Raw genomic sequence first — 16,028 nt, forward strand, 5'->3', positions numbered from 1 at the left:
TTAGACCACGCGCGCACGCAATAGGTCATGAATGTTCAACGCACCGACCGCACGCTGATGCTCATCGACCACGATTAACCCGCTGATTTTATGCGTCTCCATCAGGCGGGCTGCCTCTGCTGCCAATTGGTCCGCGCCGATGGTCTTGGGATCGCGTGTCATCAGATCGGCGATCTTCGCTGTGCGCACGTCCAGCGCGGCGTCGTCCAAGGTGCGGCGCAGATCGCCGTCGGTGAACAGACCGATAAGGCGCTGCTGGTCGTCGACGATCGCGGTCATGCCCAGCCGTTTGCGACTCATTTCCATCAGCGCTTCACTGAGCGTCGCGTCATCGCGTACGCGCGGCACGTCGTCCCCGGCATGCATCACATCAGTGATATGCAATAGCAAGCGGCGGCCCAGGCTACCGGCCGGATGCGAGCGGGCAAAATCATCGGCGGTGAATCCACGAGCATCCAGCAACGCCACCGACAACGCATCGCCCATCGCCAGCGAAGCGGTAGTGCTGCTGGTCGGCGCCAGGTCCAGCGGGCAGGCTTCAACGGACACGCTGACATCCAGGTGGATGTCGGCCTCACGGGCCAATGTCGATTGCGGGCGCCCGGTCATGGCGATCACCGGATTGCCCTGGCGCTTCAGCACGGGCAGCAACGTCAGGATTTCATCCGACTCGCCGGAATACGACAGTGCCAGCACCACATCCGAGTCGGTGATCATGCCCAGGTCGCCGTGGCCCGCTTCGCCCGGATGCACGTAGAACGCCGGGGTGCCGGTGGACGCCAACGTCGCGGCGATCTTGCGGGCGATGTGGCCCGACTTGCCCATGCCGGTGGCGACCACCCGCCCCTTGGAACTCAGGATCAGCCGGCAGGCGGCGGAAAACGTGCCATCGATGCGTTCGGCCAGCGCGTCCAGCGCGCGTGCTTCGATTTCGATGACGCGGCGACCGCTGGCGGCCAAGTCGGCCTGCAGGTCGGCATCGGTTTTGGGAAGCGTCTGAGCCATGCGGATGCCGAGCCAAGGGTAGAATAAGCCGGACATTTTATTAGGAAAGCCCGTTGGACGCCGAAACCATCCGTGAATTGATCGAAAAAGGCCTGCCCGATGCCCAAGTTGAGGTACAGGGCGACGATGGCGTGCATTTCGAGGCGACGGTGGTGGCGGAAGCCTTTCGCGGCAAGCTGCCCTTGGCGCGGCACCGCATGGTGTACGCCACGCTGGGCGATCTGATGGGCGGCGCGATCCATGCGCTGGCCTTGAAGACGGTGACGCCGGACGGCAAATGAGCGCCGCGGCGACAGCGCAGGCGAGTGGCAGCTGCCTCTGCGGCGGTGTCCGCTACCGCTTCGGCGGCGAACTGGGCCCGATCATGGTCTGCCATTGTTCGCGCTGCCGCAAAGCCAACGGTTCAGCCTTTCAGGCAACATCGCCAGTAGCTAAAGTGGATTTTCAACTGCAATCCGGCCAGGAACTGCTTGCCGAGTACGAATCGTCGCCTGGTGTGTTCCGTGTGTTTTGCCGAATCTGCGCTTCGCCACTTTACAGCCGGCGAACGGCGACGCCCGACGTTCTGCGGCTGCGGATAGGCAGCCTGGATACCCCAGTTGCAAGTCGGCCGGCATTGCACATCTTCACAGCGTCTAAAGCGGAGTGGCACGACATCCACGGCGACGCGCCCCAGTACGCCGAGGGCCCCACGCAAGTGCCGTTGCCAGATCAACACCGATAGCCTCTCTCACCCTTTTCATTCCTCTTCTCTCCCGAGCTCCCGTCCTCATGCAGAAAATCGTAGTCACCGGCGGTAATCCGCTGCACGGCGAAGTCACCATCTCCGGCGCCAAGAACGCTGTATTGCCGATCCTCTGCGCCACGCTGCTGGCCGATGCGCCGGTGGAAATCACCAACGTGCCGCATCTGCATGACGTGGTGACCACGGTCAAACTGTTGGGCGAACTGGGTGCTGGCATCAGCATCGACGAAGGCACGTTGTCCAAGGGCAGCGGCATCACCGTCGATCCACGCAGCGTCAATCAGCACGTGGCGCCGTATGAATTGGTCAAGACCATGCGCGCATCGATCCTGGTGCTGGGGCCGCTGCTGGCAAAGTACGGCGCAGCGGAAGTGTCGTTGCCCGGCGGGTGTGCCATCGGTTCGCGGCCGGTCGATCAGCACATCAAGGGATTGCAGGCGCTTGGCGCTGAGATCACGGTCGAAAACGGCTTCATCAAAGCCGCCGCCAAGCGTTTGAAAGGCGGGCGCTATGTGTTCGACATGGTCACCGTCACCGGCACCGAGAACGTGATGGCGGCGGCCGTGCTGGCCCAGGGCACCACCGTGCTGGAAAACGCCGCGATGGAGCCGGAAATCACCGATTTGGCGGACTGCCTGATCGCCTTGGGCGCCGATATCGAAGGTGCGGGCACCGCGCGAATCGTCATTCGCGGCGTGGATCGTCTGTCCGGCGGTCGCCATTCGGTATTACCCGATCGCATCGAGACCGGCACCTTCCTGGTGGCGGCGGCCATGACCGGTGGTCGCGTTACCGCGCGCCGTGCGCGCGGCGACACGTTGGACGCTGTGTTGAACAAGCTGGCCGAAGCCGGCGCGTCAATCGAGACCACCACCGACAGCATCACCGTGGACATGCATGGCAAGCGTCCGCGCGCGGTCAGCCTGACCACCGCGCCTTACCCGGCGTTTCCTACCGACATGCAGGCGCAGTTCATGGCTTTGAATGCGATCGCCGATGGAGTGGGCGTGATCAACGAAACGATCTTCGAAAACCGTTTCATGCACGTCAATGAATTGCTGCGCCTGGGCGCGGATATCCGCGTGGAAGGGCATGCCGCTATCGTCCGCGGTGTCGAGCGCCTTAGCGGTGCGCCGGTGATGGCCACCGATCTGCGCGCTTCCGCGTCGCTGATTCTTGCGGGCCTGGTGGCCGAAGGCGATACCGTCATCGACCGCATCTACCATCTGGACCGCGGCTACGAGAATATCGAAGAGAAGCTGGGCGCCTTGGGCGCCAAGATTCGTCGGATTTCCTGAGGCGCATATGACGAGTACACGCAAAGTTGAAGCCCGCAAAAAATATTCTGCTCGGCGCAAGGTGTTGCTGGGCTTCGTGGCGGTACTGCTGGCGGTAGTGGCCTATCTGCACTTTACCGGTGCCGCCGGCACCAGCGGAATTCCCAGCGAGGACATGGATTGGGATGGCGATGGCACGGTCACCGAGCAGGAAATCCTGCAGGCGTTCTATGCCGTGGTCGTCGAAAAGACCAGCGAAGGCCCGCGCGAATGCCGGGCGTACACGTGGCGCGCGGATGGGCGCTCGATTCGGGTGGATTGCAAGACCGTTCTGCAGCCCGATATTCCTGCAAAGGAATAAAAAACCTGCAATAAAAAAAGCCCGGCGATGCCGGGCTTTTTTTGTGATCCGACCGTTTGGGTCTGGATCTACTGCCAGGATTTGATCTGCAGGTCGATCGAGTCCTGCCCATTTTCGCGCTGCAGGATCCGCGCCGGCACCGGCATATCAGGGACGATCCAGACCAGCATTTGCTTGTTGCCATCGGTCCGCGTCACCTTGGTGGCTTCGCGTGTTTTGCCGCCGATGGTGATCTTATCCTTGCCCGCCAATTGGTAGCTCATGGTCCTCGCCTTGCCGTTCTCGACCATGCGGTAGGTCAGCGGCTTGCCGGCGGTGACGTCGCGGACGATGGCAAGGTTGACCAGCAAGGCATCCATATCGCCTGCCTGCAGTTTCACTGGGCCAGCGCGGTCGGGTTTGACGTCGCCGCTCCAGGTGGCCTGTGCCTTGTTCCAGTCATACACCGCGTTCACGGCCTTTTTCTTCACCAGGATGCGCGAATTGTCGCTGCTGGATAGCGGGCGCAGACGGCCGTTCTGTTCGTCGAAGGTGGTCTTCTGGCTCATGTCGACCACTTGGTTTTTTACCGTCAGGCTGTAGACCCAGCGATTGTCGCTGTCGCGGCTCAGCGTCATCTTTCCGTCCCCCGTCATGCCCAGTGCATTGGCTTGATAGTTGGCGGTAAAGGCTTCGATGGCGAAGGCGGGGGCGGCCGCTATGGCCAGCAAGGCGACTGTTGCCAGCGCGCGGATTTTCAGGGTCTTGGCTAGGTTCACGTTTGTGGCACTCCTTGGTATTCGACCAGGCGTAAATCGATTTTGTCCTGGCCATCTTCCCGCTGCAGTATGCGGATGGGCGTGGGCACGCCGTCGGCGACCCAGAAAATGGTTTCATCGTTGCCGCCATTGACGCGATTGATGCGCATGGCGTTGTAGCTCAGATCCTCCACCGCAATGATCTCGGCTTCGGGCGACACCGCATACTCATAGTCGCGGGAGCGGCCGTTGTCCACCACGCGGTAGCGCAATTGCTTCCCAGGCTGGGCATCGCGGATCACCGCAAGGTTCATCAGAAGGGCGCTCATGTCGCCCGGCTGCAGTGGAATCGGATCGCGGCGATTCTTCTTGATGTCTCCTTTCCACCGCGCCGTTTGAGATGCCCAGTCGTACGTGCCGGTCATCTTCTTGCCGGTAAACAGTGCGTGTCTGACGGTGGCTTGGCTGATCGGGCGGAACTGCTCGCCGACTGTTTCGAATAGGGTGCTCTGCTCGATATTCAGTCCGACAACGCGGGCGAATCCGCGCGTGCCGCGAATGCCGAGGTCGACCTGCCAGCGTGAAGCCTCGTGGTGATACACCTTCATGGTGGCGCTACCCGCCAGCTTGCCCTCGTTATAGGCCTGGTAAGTGGCGCTAAACGGCTCCAACGCTAACGCGGGCGCGCTAACGAAAGCCAGCAATGAGCCGAGCAAAAGAGCGCGAACAGGCACGGGAGGCATGATTCAGGGAGAAGGGAAGAGATTACCGGACGAATCTAGGGCCAAGGGCTTTAATAGCGGCTGACCATCGCAAAACGGATGACTGTCCTGTTCAGTCAGGCGGCCGCTGATGGCCAGCGCCACGCTCGCGGTCAACAGGGCGTGTTCATGCGGTAACAGCCGCACCGCCAGGCTTTCAGGCGTATCGCCGGGAAGAACGGGGATCACGACCTGGGCGAGGACAGTGCCGGCATCCAGTTCAGGCACCACGAAATGCACGCTGGCGCCGTGTTCGACGTCGCCTGCGGCCAATGCGCGCGCATGGGTGCGCAACCCTCGGTACTTTGGCAGCAGTGACGGGTGGATATTCAGCAGCCGTCCGCGAAAGCGCTCGATGAAGTCATCGCCCAGGATGCGCATATAGCCGGCGCAGATCACCCAGTCGGGGTGGCATGCGGCTACCGCATCGGCTAACGCTTGGTCGAAGGCCAGCCGGTCCGGGAACGACTTGGCATCCGCGCTCCAACGCAAGGCTTCCGGCACCTTTTGCAGTGCAGGCGCGTCAGGCCGGTCGGAAAGCACACCCACCAGATCAGCCGAAAGGGTTCCCGCTTTTATCGCATCCAGCAGCGCCTGCAGATTGCTGCCGCGACCGGAAACCAGAACGGCGATCCGCCGGCTCACGGCTTCGCCTGCGGGGTAGTGGTGACGTTGGATCTGATGATCGCAGCGCCGCGCGGCCACGCCACGAAGGCACCCAGTGTCGCCAGCAGCATGTCGGCGTGCGCATCCCATATGTCGCCTTGCTGGCCGTTGTAGGACTCGGCCGCCTCCGGCGACAACGCCAGCGCGATGGCCCATTCCAACCATTCGTATATCAAGCTGCTGCACATGATCAGCATGACGGCGATAGTGAAGGCCTGCCGTGGGCTCACGGGCCAGCGCTGGCTCAGGTAATGCCGTAATGCAGGGGTGAAGCAGACGCCGTAAAGCACATGGATGAGCCGATCGGTGTGATTGCGTTGCCAGCCAAAGGTTTGGTCGGGCGACCACTCGAGCAGCGCCTGCAGCCAGCGGTCATAGGGAAAATTGGAGTAAAGCCAGCGCGCCGCGATGCTGTGCACGCAGATGAAAACGCAGATCAGGACAAAATGCCGCGTCACCATCGGCCAGCGGCGATCATGTCGCCACAGCCAGATCAGACCCACCACCGTCAAACAGCTGTGCAGCGCCTGCTCCGCCGGCCACAGCGGCGATAGCCAGGTGGCGGCGAAGACGACAAGCGTCAACGCAAGCGCGATCTTCTTGCCGGGCTGCATGTGGATGTGTCAGCCGATCTTGACGCGTTCGGCGCTATCCGATTTCACCGCTTGGCCGATCCGCCAGTGCGCCAGGCCCAACCGATCGAGGTCCGATTCCAGTGCCGGCGCTTGCTCGGGCGACACGATCAGTACGAAACCGATACCGCAGTTGAAGGTGCGCCACATTTCGGCGTTCTCCACCGCGCCCTCACGCTGCAGCCAATCGAACACGGGCGGCAGCGACCATGCGCTGACGTCGATGTCCAAGCCCAAACCTTCCGGGATCACGCGGATGATGTTTTCGGTCAGGCCGCCGCCGGTGATGTGCGCCATGGCATGCAGGTCGTGGGCCTGCAGCAGTTCCAGCACCGGCTTCACATACAACGTAGTGGGCGCCATCAGCGCATCGACCAGCTTGACGCCGCCGAGGTCGAGTTCCGCCGGCCGGCCGGCGCGGTCGTAGATGCGGCGGATCAACGAATAGCCATTCGAATGTGCGCCGCTGGAGGCCAGGCCGATCAGCAGGTCGCCCGCGCGGACCTTGGCGCCGTCCAGCAATCGCGATTTTTCCACGGCGCCGACAGTGAAGCCAGCCAGGTCGTATTCGCCCGGCGGATACATGTCCGGCATTTCGGCGGTTTCGCCGCCGATCAATGCGCAGCCGGACAGTTTGCAGCCCTTGGCGATGCCGCCTACTACTGCCGCCGCGGTATCCACATCCAGCTTGCCGGTGGCGAAATAATCCAGGAAGAACAAAGGTTCAGCCCCCTGCACCAGCACATCGTTCACGCACATGCCGACCAGATCGATGCCGATGGTGTCGTGACGGTTCAGCTGCTGGGCCAGCTTCAGCTTGGTGCCGACGCCGTCGGTGCCGGAGACCAGGACGGGCTCGCGATACTTGCCCGATAGGTCGAACAAGGCTCCGAAGCCGCCCAGGCCGCCCATCACCTCCGGACGAAAGCTCCGCTTGACCAGGGGCTTGATGCGCTCGACCAGTTCGTTGCCGGCGTCGATATCGACACCCGCTTCGCGATAGGTCATCGGGGTGGAGGCGGGCGGCTTGGGCTGGGTCACGGGCGATCGTCTGCAGGGCAAGAGGTGCGATTTTAAAGGAATCCGCCACCGAATCGCGCCGGCCTGAACGGATGGCGTTGGCGCTGAGGCATCATTCGGGCAACAATTCCCCCGATTAACACGCTCTTAGGACGGTCGATGCGCCGGATTCCAGGTTTCGCCCTCGTTGCTGTTCTGCTCTTCGCCGCCACTTCGCTTGTGACCGTAACCGCCTGGGCGCAGGCGGATCTACGAACCGAAGGCGACGCCGCTGCCGCGCGCGGCATCTATCAGGCCGAAGTGCCGGTCAACAGCCAAACCGAGGCGGAGCGCAGCGGCGGTTTTGCCCGCGCATTGGGCTCGGTGCTGAGCAAGATGTCCGGCGACCGCAATGCCATGGGCCGCCCGGGCGTGGGCGCGGAACTGCGCAACGCGAAAAATTACGTCGACAGCTACGACTATCGCCAGGACGAAGGGACTTCAGCCACCGGCGCGCCGACGTTCCGCACGATCCTGATCGTCCGTTTCAAGCCGGAAGATGTGGATATGGTGGCCGGTGCGCTGGGATTGCCGATCTGGCCGCAACCGCGTCCGAAACCAGTGGTATGGCTGGCGATCAACGACGGCAGCGGTCCGAGGCTGGTAGGACTTCAGCATGCCAATGCGGCACGCCCGTTGCTTAACCGCGCCATCGAGCGGGGCTTCAGTCTGGGGCTGCCGAGTGGCAACGCCGCTGAGCAGGTGCTGGTCGGTGCGATCTGGCGGCAGGACAGCGCGGCGGTCGCGCGCGCGTCGTCGCGCTACAGCCCGCCGATGCAGCTGATAGGCAAGCTGTACCGCGACAACGGCGGTTGGACTGCGGATTGGGTGTTCGTGGATGCCGGCAAAGTGCTTTCCACCTGGTCGACCAAGGACGCCGACGCGCGGCGCGCAATGGCTTCCGGTGCCGACGGCGCTGCCGACGCGTTGATAAAGCGCTACGCAAAGCGTGGTGTGACCGGCCAGCCAGGCATCTATCGCGTGATTTTCAACGGCGTGGACAGCGCGGACGACTATCTGCGGGTGATCGGATATCTTCAAAAGATGTCCGTGGTACGCAAGATCACGCCGGTACGCGCCAACGGCAACACGTTGGAACTGGATCTCGAACTGCTGTCGGGCCTGCCCGGTTTTCGCCGCATGCTGGGCGATGACGCGCCGTTCGCCGGCGGCGAAGGCGAGCCGCCGGTTTACCTAATCAAGTAACGCTACCGGAATCAACAGCCGATGGATCTTTCTCCTACCCCTGTAGGCACGCTGGCGCGACGCTGGCAATGGCTGTTGATCGCGGCCATCGCCGGTTGGCTGATCTGGTTGCTGGCGCCTGTGCTGACGCCTTTCGTCTTGGCGGCGTTGCTGGGGTGGCTGGGCGATCCCTGGGTCGACCGGCTGGAGCGTGTCGGACGTTCCCGCACCACGGCTGTCGTGCTGGTATTCACGCTGATGATTCTGCTGTTGGTTTTGGCGCTGGTGATCCTGGTGCCGATGATCGAACGACAGATCGTCACCTTGATCGAAGCACTGCCAACGTATCGGGACTGGATCGTTCAGCGCGCGCTGCCATGGGTGGAACAGCGCACTGGCCTGGAACTGGTGGCCTGGCTGGACCCGGAACGATTGACCGAATGGGTGCGCGGACACTGGCAGCAGGCAGGTGGTGTGGCCGCCACTTTCTTCGGTTATCTGTCGCGCTCCGGATTCGCCATGATGGCCTGGGTTGCCAATCTGGTGCTGTTGCCGATCCTGACGTTCTATTTCCTGCGTGATTGGGACAAGTTGGTCGAACGCATCGCGGCGTTGATACCGCGCGACCACATCGCCATCGCCACCCGATTGGCGTTGGAATCCAATGACGTGTTGGGGGCCTTCCTGCGCGGGCAATTCCTGGTGATGCTGGCGCTGGGCGCCATCTACGCCATTGGCTTGTCGGTAGTGGGCCTCAAGCTGGGCCTACTGATCGGGATTGTCGCTGGCCTGATCAGTTTCGTTCCCTATCTGGGAACCGCCACCGGCATCGTGTTGGGCGTGGTGGCGGCGTTGGTGCAATCCGGCGGCGAGTGGAATCTGGTTGCCATGGTGATGGTGGTGTTCGTGGCGGGGCAGATGCTGGAAGGCTACGTACTGACGCCGCGCATCGTGGGCGACCGCATCGGCCTGCATCCGGTGGCGGTGATCTTTGCCATCATGGCGGGCGGGCAATTGTTCGGATTCGTCGGAATGTTGTTGGCGCTGCCAATCGCCGCAGTGGCCAATGTGATGCTGCGTTATGCGCATGAACGCTACACGCAAAGTCCGCTTTATGCGGGCGAGCGCTCCGCCATCTTGCTCGATTCCTTCATCGACAGAAAAGCGGTTGACCAGGCGCAGCCGCCGCAGGAACCGGAAGACAAGTGAGCCGTAGTCCCCAACCAGGTCCAGGCATCACTCCGCAGCTGCCGTTGACGCTACGGTACCCGCCCGACCAACGCTTCGATAGCTTTGTGGCGGCACCCGAAGCTGCATTGGCGCAATTGCGCCTGCTGGCGGAAAACCCCGGCGCCGATTGGCTGTACCTGGCGGGTGCCGCGAAGACGGGCAAGACCCATCTGGCGCTGGCGCTGTGTGCAGCGGCAGAGCAAGCCGGACGGCGTGCCGTGTACTTGCCGATGGTGGCCGCCGTGGGCCGCACTCACGAAGCGCTGGAGGCATTGGAAGGCAATGACGTTGTCGCCTTGGATGGTCTGGAAGCGGCTGCCGGCATGCGCGAAGACGAGGTGGCGCTATTCGATTTCCACAACCGTGCACGCTCCGCTGGATTGAACGTGCTTTACACCGCGCGCGGGTTGCCAGATGAAATTGGCCTGACACTCCCGGACTTGCGCTCGCGGCTGTCGCAATGCGCTCGGGTGGTTCTCCCAGCTCTGGACGACGAAGGCCGCCGGGAAGTGCTGCGTGATCGTGCTCAACGTCGGGGATTGATATTGGAAGAGGCGGCCATCGACTGGCTGCTGATACGCACCGATCGCGACTTGGGAAATTTGATCGGAATACTCGAAATATTGGACCGCGAGTCGCTGGCGGCGCAACGGCGCGTCACGGTACCGTTCCTGCGCAGCGTGCTTGAGGCGCGTTGAGAAAGTCGGCATCGCTACAGGGAATTAATCTCGGCTCTACGTAGGCGCCGCCGATTGCCCGGCAAGTTCGTTATTCAACTGCGCCAATCGTTCTGGTGTGCCGACATCGGTCCAACGTCCCAAATGATGTTCACCGGTGGCGCGCCCTTGCAACATGGCATGGCGTAGCAACGGTGCCAGTTTGAAACGGGGCGGATTGTCATCGGCGCCTGAGGTATTGCCGATCACGGTGCGCCAGTTGTCGAACAACGCGGAACGATAGACCCCAATGCCGGAGAACGTGAGCCGAGATTCTCCGGTGGCGTGCAGCAGCCCTCGCGCATCCAGCGCAAAATCTCCGTGCGAATGGTGCACCGGGTTTTCCACCAGCACCAAATGCGTATCGCCGGTTGGCTCGGACGGCAACCGCGAAAGATCGAAGTCCGTCCAAATATCCCCGTTGACCGCTATGAAAGGTGACGTGCCCAGCAACGACAGAGCATGGAACATGCCGCCACCAGTTTCCAGGGGCGTGCGGCCTTCATAGGAATAGTGAAGGCGCATGCCCCAATGCAATCCATCGCCCAGCACTTGCGGAAATTGTTCGGCCAGCCAACTGGTGTTGATGACCACTTCACTCACGCCGGCGGCAGCCAGCTTTTCCAAATGCCAGGCGATCAGCGGTTTGCCGCCGGCTTCCAGCAAGGGCTTGGGAGTGCGATCGGTCAACGGACGCATGCGCTCGCCGAGACCCGCGGCGAAGATCAAAGCTTTCATGCAATAGCCTTGGTCTGCAATGCGGGTTTGATACGGGAGTCCATCAGTTCCTGCAGCGCTCGCAACTCCGGATAGCGCGGCAGTACCTCTTCAAGATAAGTGATGAAGCGCGGAATATCCGGCAAATACTTGGTCTTGCCGTCGCGGTAGCGCAGCCGGGAAAAGATGCCCATGATTTTCAGGTGCCTTTGAATACCCAGCCAATCGGCATCGCGCTGGAAGGTCTTCAGCGCAGGCACGGGCAAGCCGGACTGCCGCGCGCGCGCGTGGTACCGTGCCAACCAACCATCGACGCGTTCCAGTGGCCAGCTGAGGAAGGCGTCCTTGAACAAGCTGATCGCATCGTAGGCGACGGGACCGCGTACACAGTCCTGGAAATCCAGCACCGCCGGCCCGGGCAGCACTGGCATCAGATTGCGCGGCATGTAGTCCCGATGGGTCATCACGCGTGCCTGCGACAACGCGTTATCCATCAAGCGACGCTGTACCAATTCAAGCCGGTCGGTATCGTCGCAATCCAGTTCCAGGCCCAGGTGGCGACGCAGAAACCATTCCTCGAACAATCCCGCGTCCCGTTGCAGCAGCGCTTCCCCAAACTCCCCCATGCCAGCTGGCGGCTCAATGGCCTGCAAACGCAACAATTGTTCGATGGCCGCGTCAAACCATTCATCGGCGGTGTCCGGCGTCATGACCTGCGCGAGCGTGGGGCCGCCCAGGTCTTCCAGCAGCAAAAACCCCGCATCGACGTCGCGCGCCAGCACCTGCGGTACCCGTACCCCACCGGACTCCAGCAAGTCGCGCATTCTCAACCAAAGACGTACGTCATCATGCTCGGGAGGCGAATCCATTACGATTCGACTAAGCCCTGTTCCCAACGTGCGCCAGTAACTGCGGAAACCCGCATCCACCGATGCCCGTTGCAGGAGCACGCCGCCATCGTCAAGCGCCATACGCGCCCAGTTCAGGCGGGAGGCTTCACGGTGATCGATGTCCTGATTTTGGGCTGTCATGCAGTTCGCGACCTGGCGTCACATTAAGAGGCACAGATTAAACCGCCTTTATCGTGACTTGCGAGCGTGGCTTCTCATGGCTGCCGATTTCGGAGCGTCAAAGATAAAGCGGCGAACGCGATCAAAGGCTTCTGATAGCGCTACAGGCTACGTTCGAAAAAAGCCCCGCATCGCAGGGCTTTATGTTGGAACGGAATCGACTGTCAGGCTTTCTTTTTCACCATGCCGTAGATGACGAGCAGGATGATGGCGCCAACCACCGAGGCAATGAAGCCTGCTGGCTCTTCTGGCCCATACCAGCCCAAGGCGCCGCCGATGAAGCGCGCCAGTAGCGCCCCGGCGATGCCGAGCACGATAGTCCAGATGAGATTGAGTTTGTCGTTGCCGGGCTTGATTGCGCGCGCGAGCAGGCCGGCGAGAAAACCGATGAGCAGGGTCCACAGGATACCGCCACCAAAGATCTGTTCCATCTGAACGCTCCGATTAGGAAGTGGGGGGCGACGACAGCCTACCCCATGCCTGGCATCGTGTCCCGCCAGTAATCCGCCTGGCTGCTTGGTCTTGCAGTCAATCCATGGCGCACACACCAGGCTATTGAGACAGCACTGCCACGTAGCGGCCGTCTGGCGGCGGGAGCTGCCTGAAAAAGGGACTGGTAAACGACACCAGCCCCGTATTTCTCAATCAGCAGCAGCCGTGGTCGCCGTGCTGGTCGCCGCCGGCCACTGCCGCAACGCCGGCAGTCTCGCCACGCAGACTGGCCGCGTGATGGTCGGCGATCACCCGCGCCACGCAGGCGGTGACTTTCTTGCCCATGGGGATGTGCAGGAATTCGTTGGGGCCGTGTGCGTTGGAATGAGGTCCCAGCACGCCTGTGATCATGAACTGCGCTCCTGGGAATTTTTCGCCCAACATGCCCATGAAGGGAATGGTGCCGCCTTCACCCATGTACATGGCCGGTGCACCAAAGAACTCGCGACTGGAAGCATCGATGGCTTTTTCCAGCCAGGGCGACATGGCTGGCGCGTTCCAACCCGTGCTGGCTTTCTCCAAGTCGAGGCTGATCTTCGCGCCATTCGGCGGATTTTTCTCCAGCAACTCCTTCAACAATTGGCCGGCCTGCTTGCCGTCCAAAGTCGGCGGCAGGCGCAGCGACAGCTTCACGGACGTGTAAGGGCGCAGCACGTTGCCGGCGGACGACAACGCGGGCAAGCCATCCGCCCCGGTGACCGATAGGGCAGGGCGCCACGTCCGGTTGAGCACCAGTTCGGTCAGATCCTCCGCCATGGGCTTCATGCCCGGCAGGAAGGGGAATTTATCGAACACCGCCGTATCCAGCACACGTGCGGCTTCCTGGGCTTGGGTGAGTCGATCGGCGGGAACTTCCACCTGCAGGCCATCGGGCAAGATGCGACCGGTGCTTTCGTCCTCCAGTCGGGACAGCAATTGCCGCAGCAGACGGAAGCTGGACGGCACAACGCCGGACGCATCGCCCGAATGCACGCCTTCCTCCAGCACTTTGACCGTGAGATTGCCGCCGGCCAGGCCACGCAAGGAGGTGGTGCACCACAGCTGACTGTAGTTGCCGCAGCCCGAATCCAGGCAGACCACTAGCGAAGGCTTGCCGATGCGGTTCGCCAAATGATCCACGTAGGCGGGCAGATCGTAGCTGCCGGATTCTTCGCAAGCCTCGATCAGCACCACGCAGCGGGCATGCGGCACACCTTGCTGCTGCAATGCCTGGATTGCCGCAAGCGAGCCGAAGATGGCATAGCCGTCGTCGGCGCCACCACGGCCAAACAGCTTGTCGCCTTTCAGCACGGGCGTCCAAGGGCCCAGATCGCTGTCCCAGCCGGTCATCTCAGGTTGCTTGTCCAGGTGGCCGTACAGCAGCACGGTATCGGCGCCGGTAGCGGAGTCCGTGGCTGGGATCTCGATGAAAATCAGCGGCGTGCGGCCTTCCAGGCGCACCGTTTCCACCTGCATGCCGGGAATAGCCTGGGCCTTGGCCCAGCTTTCCATCAGCTTTACCGCGTCCTCCATGTAACCGTTCGCAACCCAGTCCTTGTCGAACATCGGCGATTTGTTGGGTATGCGGATGTATTCGATCAGTTGGGGAACGATATCGTCGTCCCATTTTTCGGCGACATAGCGGTCGGCCTTGGCGATGTCCATGAAAGCTCCATCCTGCGCTGCAAATAGTAGGCCTCGCATTCTACGCCGGTGGGGGTAGGACTTTTCCTACACGACGTAGCGGGCTTTCCCGGCAGTTTTTCCGGAGCCCAGGCGATAGTTTGGCTACACCGGGCAATGGAGACTGATCACACCGGCAAACGAGTTCTCTCGGCTGCCGGCCAAGCGGATAAGGCCTGGGGCTCTATCCGCGAAAGTCCAGTCAAGGATTCCATTCCCACAAGGAGAGTCGTGTGAAAACGTTCGTCAACATGTTCAAAGCCGCCGCCCTGTCGCTGCTGTTGGTTTCAACTGCCTTCGCTGCCGACAAGGTCGACATCAACACCGCCGATGCGACCGTGCTGGAAGCCGCGCTGGTCGGCATCGGGCCTGCCAAAGCGGCGGCCATCGTGGAATACCGCAAAACCAACGGGCCGTTCAAAAGTGCTGAGGAGCTCGCCATGGTGAAGGGCATTGGTTTGAGGACGGTCGAGCAGAACCGCGAGCGCATCGAACTTCGCGCGATGGCATCGGGCGCAAAGCCCGCCGTTGCCGCCCCAACGAAGGCCGCGCCGGCACCGGCAGCCAGACGCTAACAATCCCATACCACGGGTTCACGCAGGACGCGAGACCGGGGTAAAAGGGGTAGGGACGCCAAGGGAGCAGGCAAGGAGCCGACATGGATGTGCTTATTGCGTAGGAAGCGCATGGAGTAAGGACAGGCGCGCGATGCCTGGAGAAAGGCAAGGAGCCAACACGGAAGTACTCATCGCCCGGATACACAACTGTGTATCCGGGCGATATTTTTTTGAGCGGGTCGGATCGGGTTGGTGATCGTGTTCGATCGGCGAGGCTCTGGAGCTGGCACAGGGCGGTTTAGAATTGCCATCGCGCTTTCCTCCTGGCAGGGCCAGAGAATGTCCGAAGTCTCCCGGGTGATTCCGGCCAACGAATACCAGCGCAGCCGCTGGAAAAACGGCTTGGGCTGGACCCGTGAAATCGTTCGAGTCCCTGATGGCGATTGCTGGAACTGGCGTTTGTCCATTGCGGAAATCGAACGCGATTCAGAGTTTTCGATCTTTCCTGACATCGATCGTGAACTCGTGCTGGTCCGCGGAAACGGTCTGCGGCTGAGGTTCGCAGATGGCGAAGTGTCCGAGCTGCCTCCACCGCATGGCCGCTTTCGTTTCGCCGGGGAACGTGCGGTGGCCGGTGAGCTGGTGGACGGCACGACTCATGACTTCAATCTGATGTGGCGCAGAGGCTTGGTTGAGACGGAGCTACTGCATCGGCCGCTGGTCGGTCCCATGTTGTTTTTTGTTGAGCCTCACACGCACTGGGCGATTCATCTGCTGAGCGGCCAAGCAGAATTTGATGCTGATTCCGGACTGCCGCCGCTGTGGGCTGGTGATACCGCACTGCTCATCGGCGATGCTGGGCGCAGGCGCTATGCCTTGCAAGGCGGTGGGGAGCTGCTGGCGATACGGATTCAGGAGTTAGACCAGAAGTAGCGTGGCACGCGCCCAGGCACAGCGATCAAGTTCAAAGACTCTCACCGGGCAGGCGTACCACGTAGAGCGGAGCTGCGCCTCGCGATAGCATCGAGTCAGTAGTAATGAGGCCGTCGCAACGGCCGGTGACAGCGAATAGCCGTCAAAGATGCCTTTTAGGACTCCGCTGCTTGTGCTCTTGGTTCTCCCACCCAATATTCGCATTCGCGCGAAGAGCAGCGGA

At 61.8% G+C, this 16,028-nt stretch carries 19 protein-coding genes; 9 read left to right on the forward strand and 10 right to left on the reverse strand.

The window, feature by feature from the left end; translation table 11 throughout:
• Positions 1-1,005, reverse strand: coding sequence for a KpsF/GutQ family sugar-phosphate isomerase (locus tag AB6O04_RS01170; protein WP_368561781.1), 1,005 nt, complete (start codon positions 1,003-1,005; stop codon positions 1-3).
• 53 nt (positions 1,006-1,058) lie between these two features.
• Between AB6O04_RS01170 and AB6O04_RS01175 the strand changes: the two genes are divergently transcribed.
• From AB6O04_RS01175 to AB6O04_RS01190, 4 genes are read left to right on the forward strand one after another with little or no spacing between them, the layout of a single operon-like run.
• The gene (locus AB6O04_RS01175) at positions 1,059-1,286 is read left to right on the forward strand and encodes a BolA family protein (RefSeq protein WP_368561782.1); all 228 of its coding nucleotides are present in this window, start codon (positions 1,059-1,061) and stop codon (positions 1,284-1,286) included.
• Positions 1,283-1,729, forward strand: a complete 447-nt coding sequence (locus AB6O04_RS01180) for a GFA family protein (RefSeq protein ID WP_368561783.1) — start codon at positions 1,283-1,285, stop codon at positions 1,727-1,729. The genes AB6O04_RS01175 and AB6O04_RS01180 overlap by 4 nt, the downstream gene beginning before the upstream one ends.
• 47 nt (positions 1,730-1,776) lie before the next feature.
• On the forward strand, positions 1,777-3,048 hold the full coding sequence (gene murA, locus AB6O04_RS01185; RefSeq protein ID WP_368561784.1) for a UDP-N-acetylglucosamine 1-carboxyvinyltransferase: 1,272 nt from the start codon (positions 1,777-1,779) through the stop codon (positions 3,046-3,048).
• 7 nt (positions 3,049-3,055) lie between these two features.
• Complete coding sequence (locus AB6O04_RS01190; protein WP_368561785.1) at positions 3,056-3,388, forward strand: hypothetical protein; 333 nt, start codon at positions 3,056-3,058, stop codon at positions 3,386-3,388.
• A 68-nt stretch (positions 3,389-3,456) separates the two neighbouring features.
• Here the strand turns inward: AB6O04_RS01190 and AB6O04_RS01195 are convergent, their stop codons facing one another.
• Genes AB6O04_RS01195 through purM form a run of 5 tightly spaced genes read right to left on the reverse strand, consistent with a single transcriptional unit; the run spans position 3,457 to position 7,192 of the window.
• Positions 3,457-4,146: a DUF3108 domain-containing protein gene (locus AB6O04_RS01195; protein ID WP_368561786.1), complete on the reverse strand. Its 690-nt coding sequence runs from the start codon at positions 4,144-4,146 to the stop codon at positions 3,457-3,459.
• Complete coding sequence (locus tag AB6O04_RS01200) at positions 4,143-4,859, reverse strand: DUF3108 domain-containing protein (RefSeq protein WP_368561787.1); 717 nt, start codon at positions 4,857-4,859, stop codon at positions 4,143-4,145. Before AB6O04_RS01200 ends, AB6O04_RS01195 begins: the two co-directional genes overlap by 4 nt.
• Before the next feature lie 12 nt (positions 4,860-4,871).
• Positions 4,872-5,531 carry a phosphoribosylglycinamide formyltransferase gene (gene purN / locus AB6O04_RS01205; RefSeq protein WP_368561788.1) on the reverse strand — a complete coding sequence of 220 codons (660 nt, stop codon included), beginning with the start codon at positions 5,529-5,531 and terminating at the stop codon, positions 4,872-4,874.
• A complete protein-coding gene (locus AB6O04_RS01210) occupies positions 5,528-6,166 on the reverse strand; it encodes a DUF2238 domain-containing protein (protein WP_368561789.1) in 639 nt (212 codons plus the stop codon). Before AB6O04_RS01210 ends, purN begins: the two co-directional genes overlap by 4 nt.
• 9 nt (positions 6,167-6,175) lie before the next feature.
• Positions 6,176-7,192: a phosphoribosylformylglycinamidine cyclo-ligase gene (purM, locus tag AB6O04_RS01215; RefSeq protein WP_368561903.1), complete on the reverse strand. Its 1,017-nt coding sequence runs from the start codon at positions 7,190-7,192 to the stop codon at positions 6,176-6,178.
• Positions 7,193-7,363: 171 nt separating this feature from the next.
• On the opposite strand from purM, the gene AB6O04_RS01220 reads away from it, so the two are divergent.
• From AB6O04_RS01220 to hda, 3 genes are read left to right on the forward strand one after another with little or no spacing between them, the layout of a single operon-like run.
• Positions 7,364-8,449 carry a DUF2066 domain-containing protein gene (locus AB6O04_RS01220; protein ID WP_368561790.1) on the forward strand — a complete coding sequence of 362 codons (1,086 nt, stop codon included), beginning with the start codon at positions 7,364-7,366 and terminating at the stop codon, positions 8,447-8,449.
• 21 nt (positions 8,450-8,470) lie between these two features.
• Positions 8,471-9,637 (forward strand): AI-2E family transporter, encoded by a 1,167-nt coding sequence (locus AB6O04_RS01225; protein WP_368561791.1) that lies wholly within the window; start codon positions 8,471-8,473, stop codon positions 9,635-9,637.
• Positions 9,634-10,356, forward strand: a complete 723-nt coding sequence (gene hda / locus AB6O04_RS01230) for a DnaA regulatory inactivator Hda (RefSeq protein ID WP_368561792.1) — start codon at positions 9,634-9,636, stop codon at positions 10,354-10,356. Before AB6O04_RS01225 ends, hda begins: the two co-directional genes overlap by 4 nt.
• Positions 10,357-10,392: 36 nt before the next feature.
• On the opposite strand, the gene murU is transcribed toward hda, so the two are convergent.
• The 4 genes from murU to AB6O04_RS01250 form a co-directional block, all read right to left on the reverse strand.
• Positions 10,393-11,112: an N-acetylmuramate alpha-1-phosphate uridylyltransferase MurU gene (murU, locus tag AB6O04_RS01235; protein WP_368561794.1), complete on the reverse strand. Its 720-nt coding sequence runs from the start codon at positions 11,110-11,112 to the stop codon at positions 10,393-10,395.
• Complete coding sequence (locus AB6O04_RS01240) at positions 11,109-12,122, reverse strand: aminoglycoside phosphotransferase family protein (protein WP_368561795.1); 1,014 nt, start codon at positions 12,120-12,122, stop codon at positions 11,109-11,111. Before AB6O04_RS01240 ends, murU begins: the two co-directional genes overlap by 4 nt.
• A 203-nt stretch (positions 12,123-12,325) precedes the next feature.
• A complete protein-coding gene (locus AB6O04_RS01245; protein ID WP_368561796.1) occupies positions 12,326-12,592 on the reverse strand; it encodes a GlsB/YeaQ/YmgE family stress response membrane protein in 267 nt (88 codons plus the stop codon).
• Between the two features lie 214 nt (positions 12,593-12,806).
• The gene (locus AB6O04_RS01250; RefSeq protein ID WP_368561797.1) at positions 12,807-14,297 is read right to left on the reverse strand and encodes a M20 family metallopeptidase; all 1,491 of its coding nucleotides are present in this window, start codon (positions 14,295-14,297) and stop codon (positions 12,807-12,809) included.
• A 269-nt stretch (positions 14,298-14,566) separates the two neighbouring features.
• On the opposite strand from AB6O04_RS01250, the gene AB6O04_RS01255 reads away from it, so the two are divergent.
• Both AB6O04_RS01255 and AB6O04_RS01260 read left to right on the forward strand, forming a co-directional pair.
• Positions 14,567-14,890, forward strand: coding sequence for a ComEA family DNA-binding protein (locus AB6O04_RS01255; protein ID WP_368561904.1), 324 nt, complete (start codon positions 14,567-14,569; stop codon positions 14,888-14,890).
• A 321-nt stretch (positions 14,891-15,211) separates the two neighbouring features.
• Complete coding sequence (locus AB6O04_RS01260) at positions 15,212-15,805, forward strand: HutD family protein (protein ID WP_368561798.1); 594 nt, start codon at positions 15,212-15,214, stop codon at positions 15,803-15,805.
• Positions 15,806-16,028: the final 223 nt, after the last annotated feature.

It is taken from the genome of Pseudoxanthomonas sp. UTMC 1351, from assembly GCF_040948865.1.
GTDB lineage: Bacteria > Pseudomonadota > Gammaproteobacteria > Xanthomonadales > Xanthomonadaceae > Pseudoxanthomonas_A.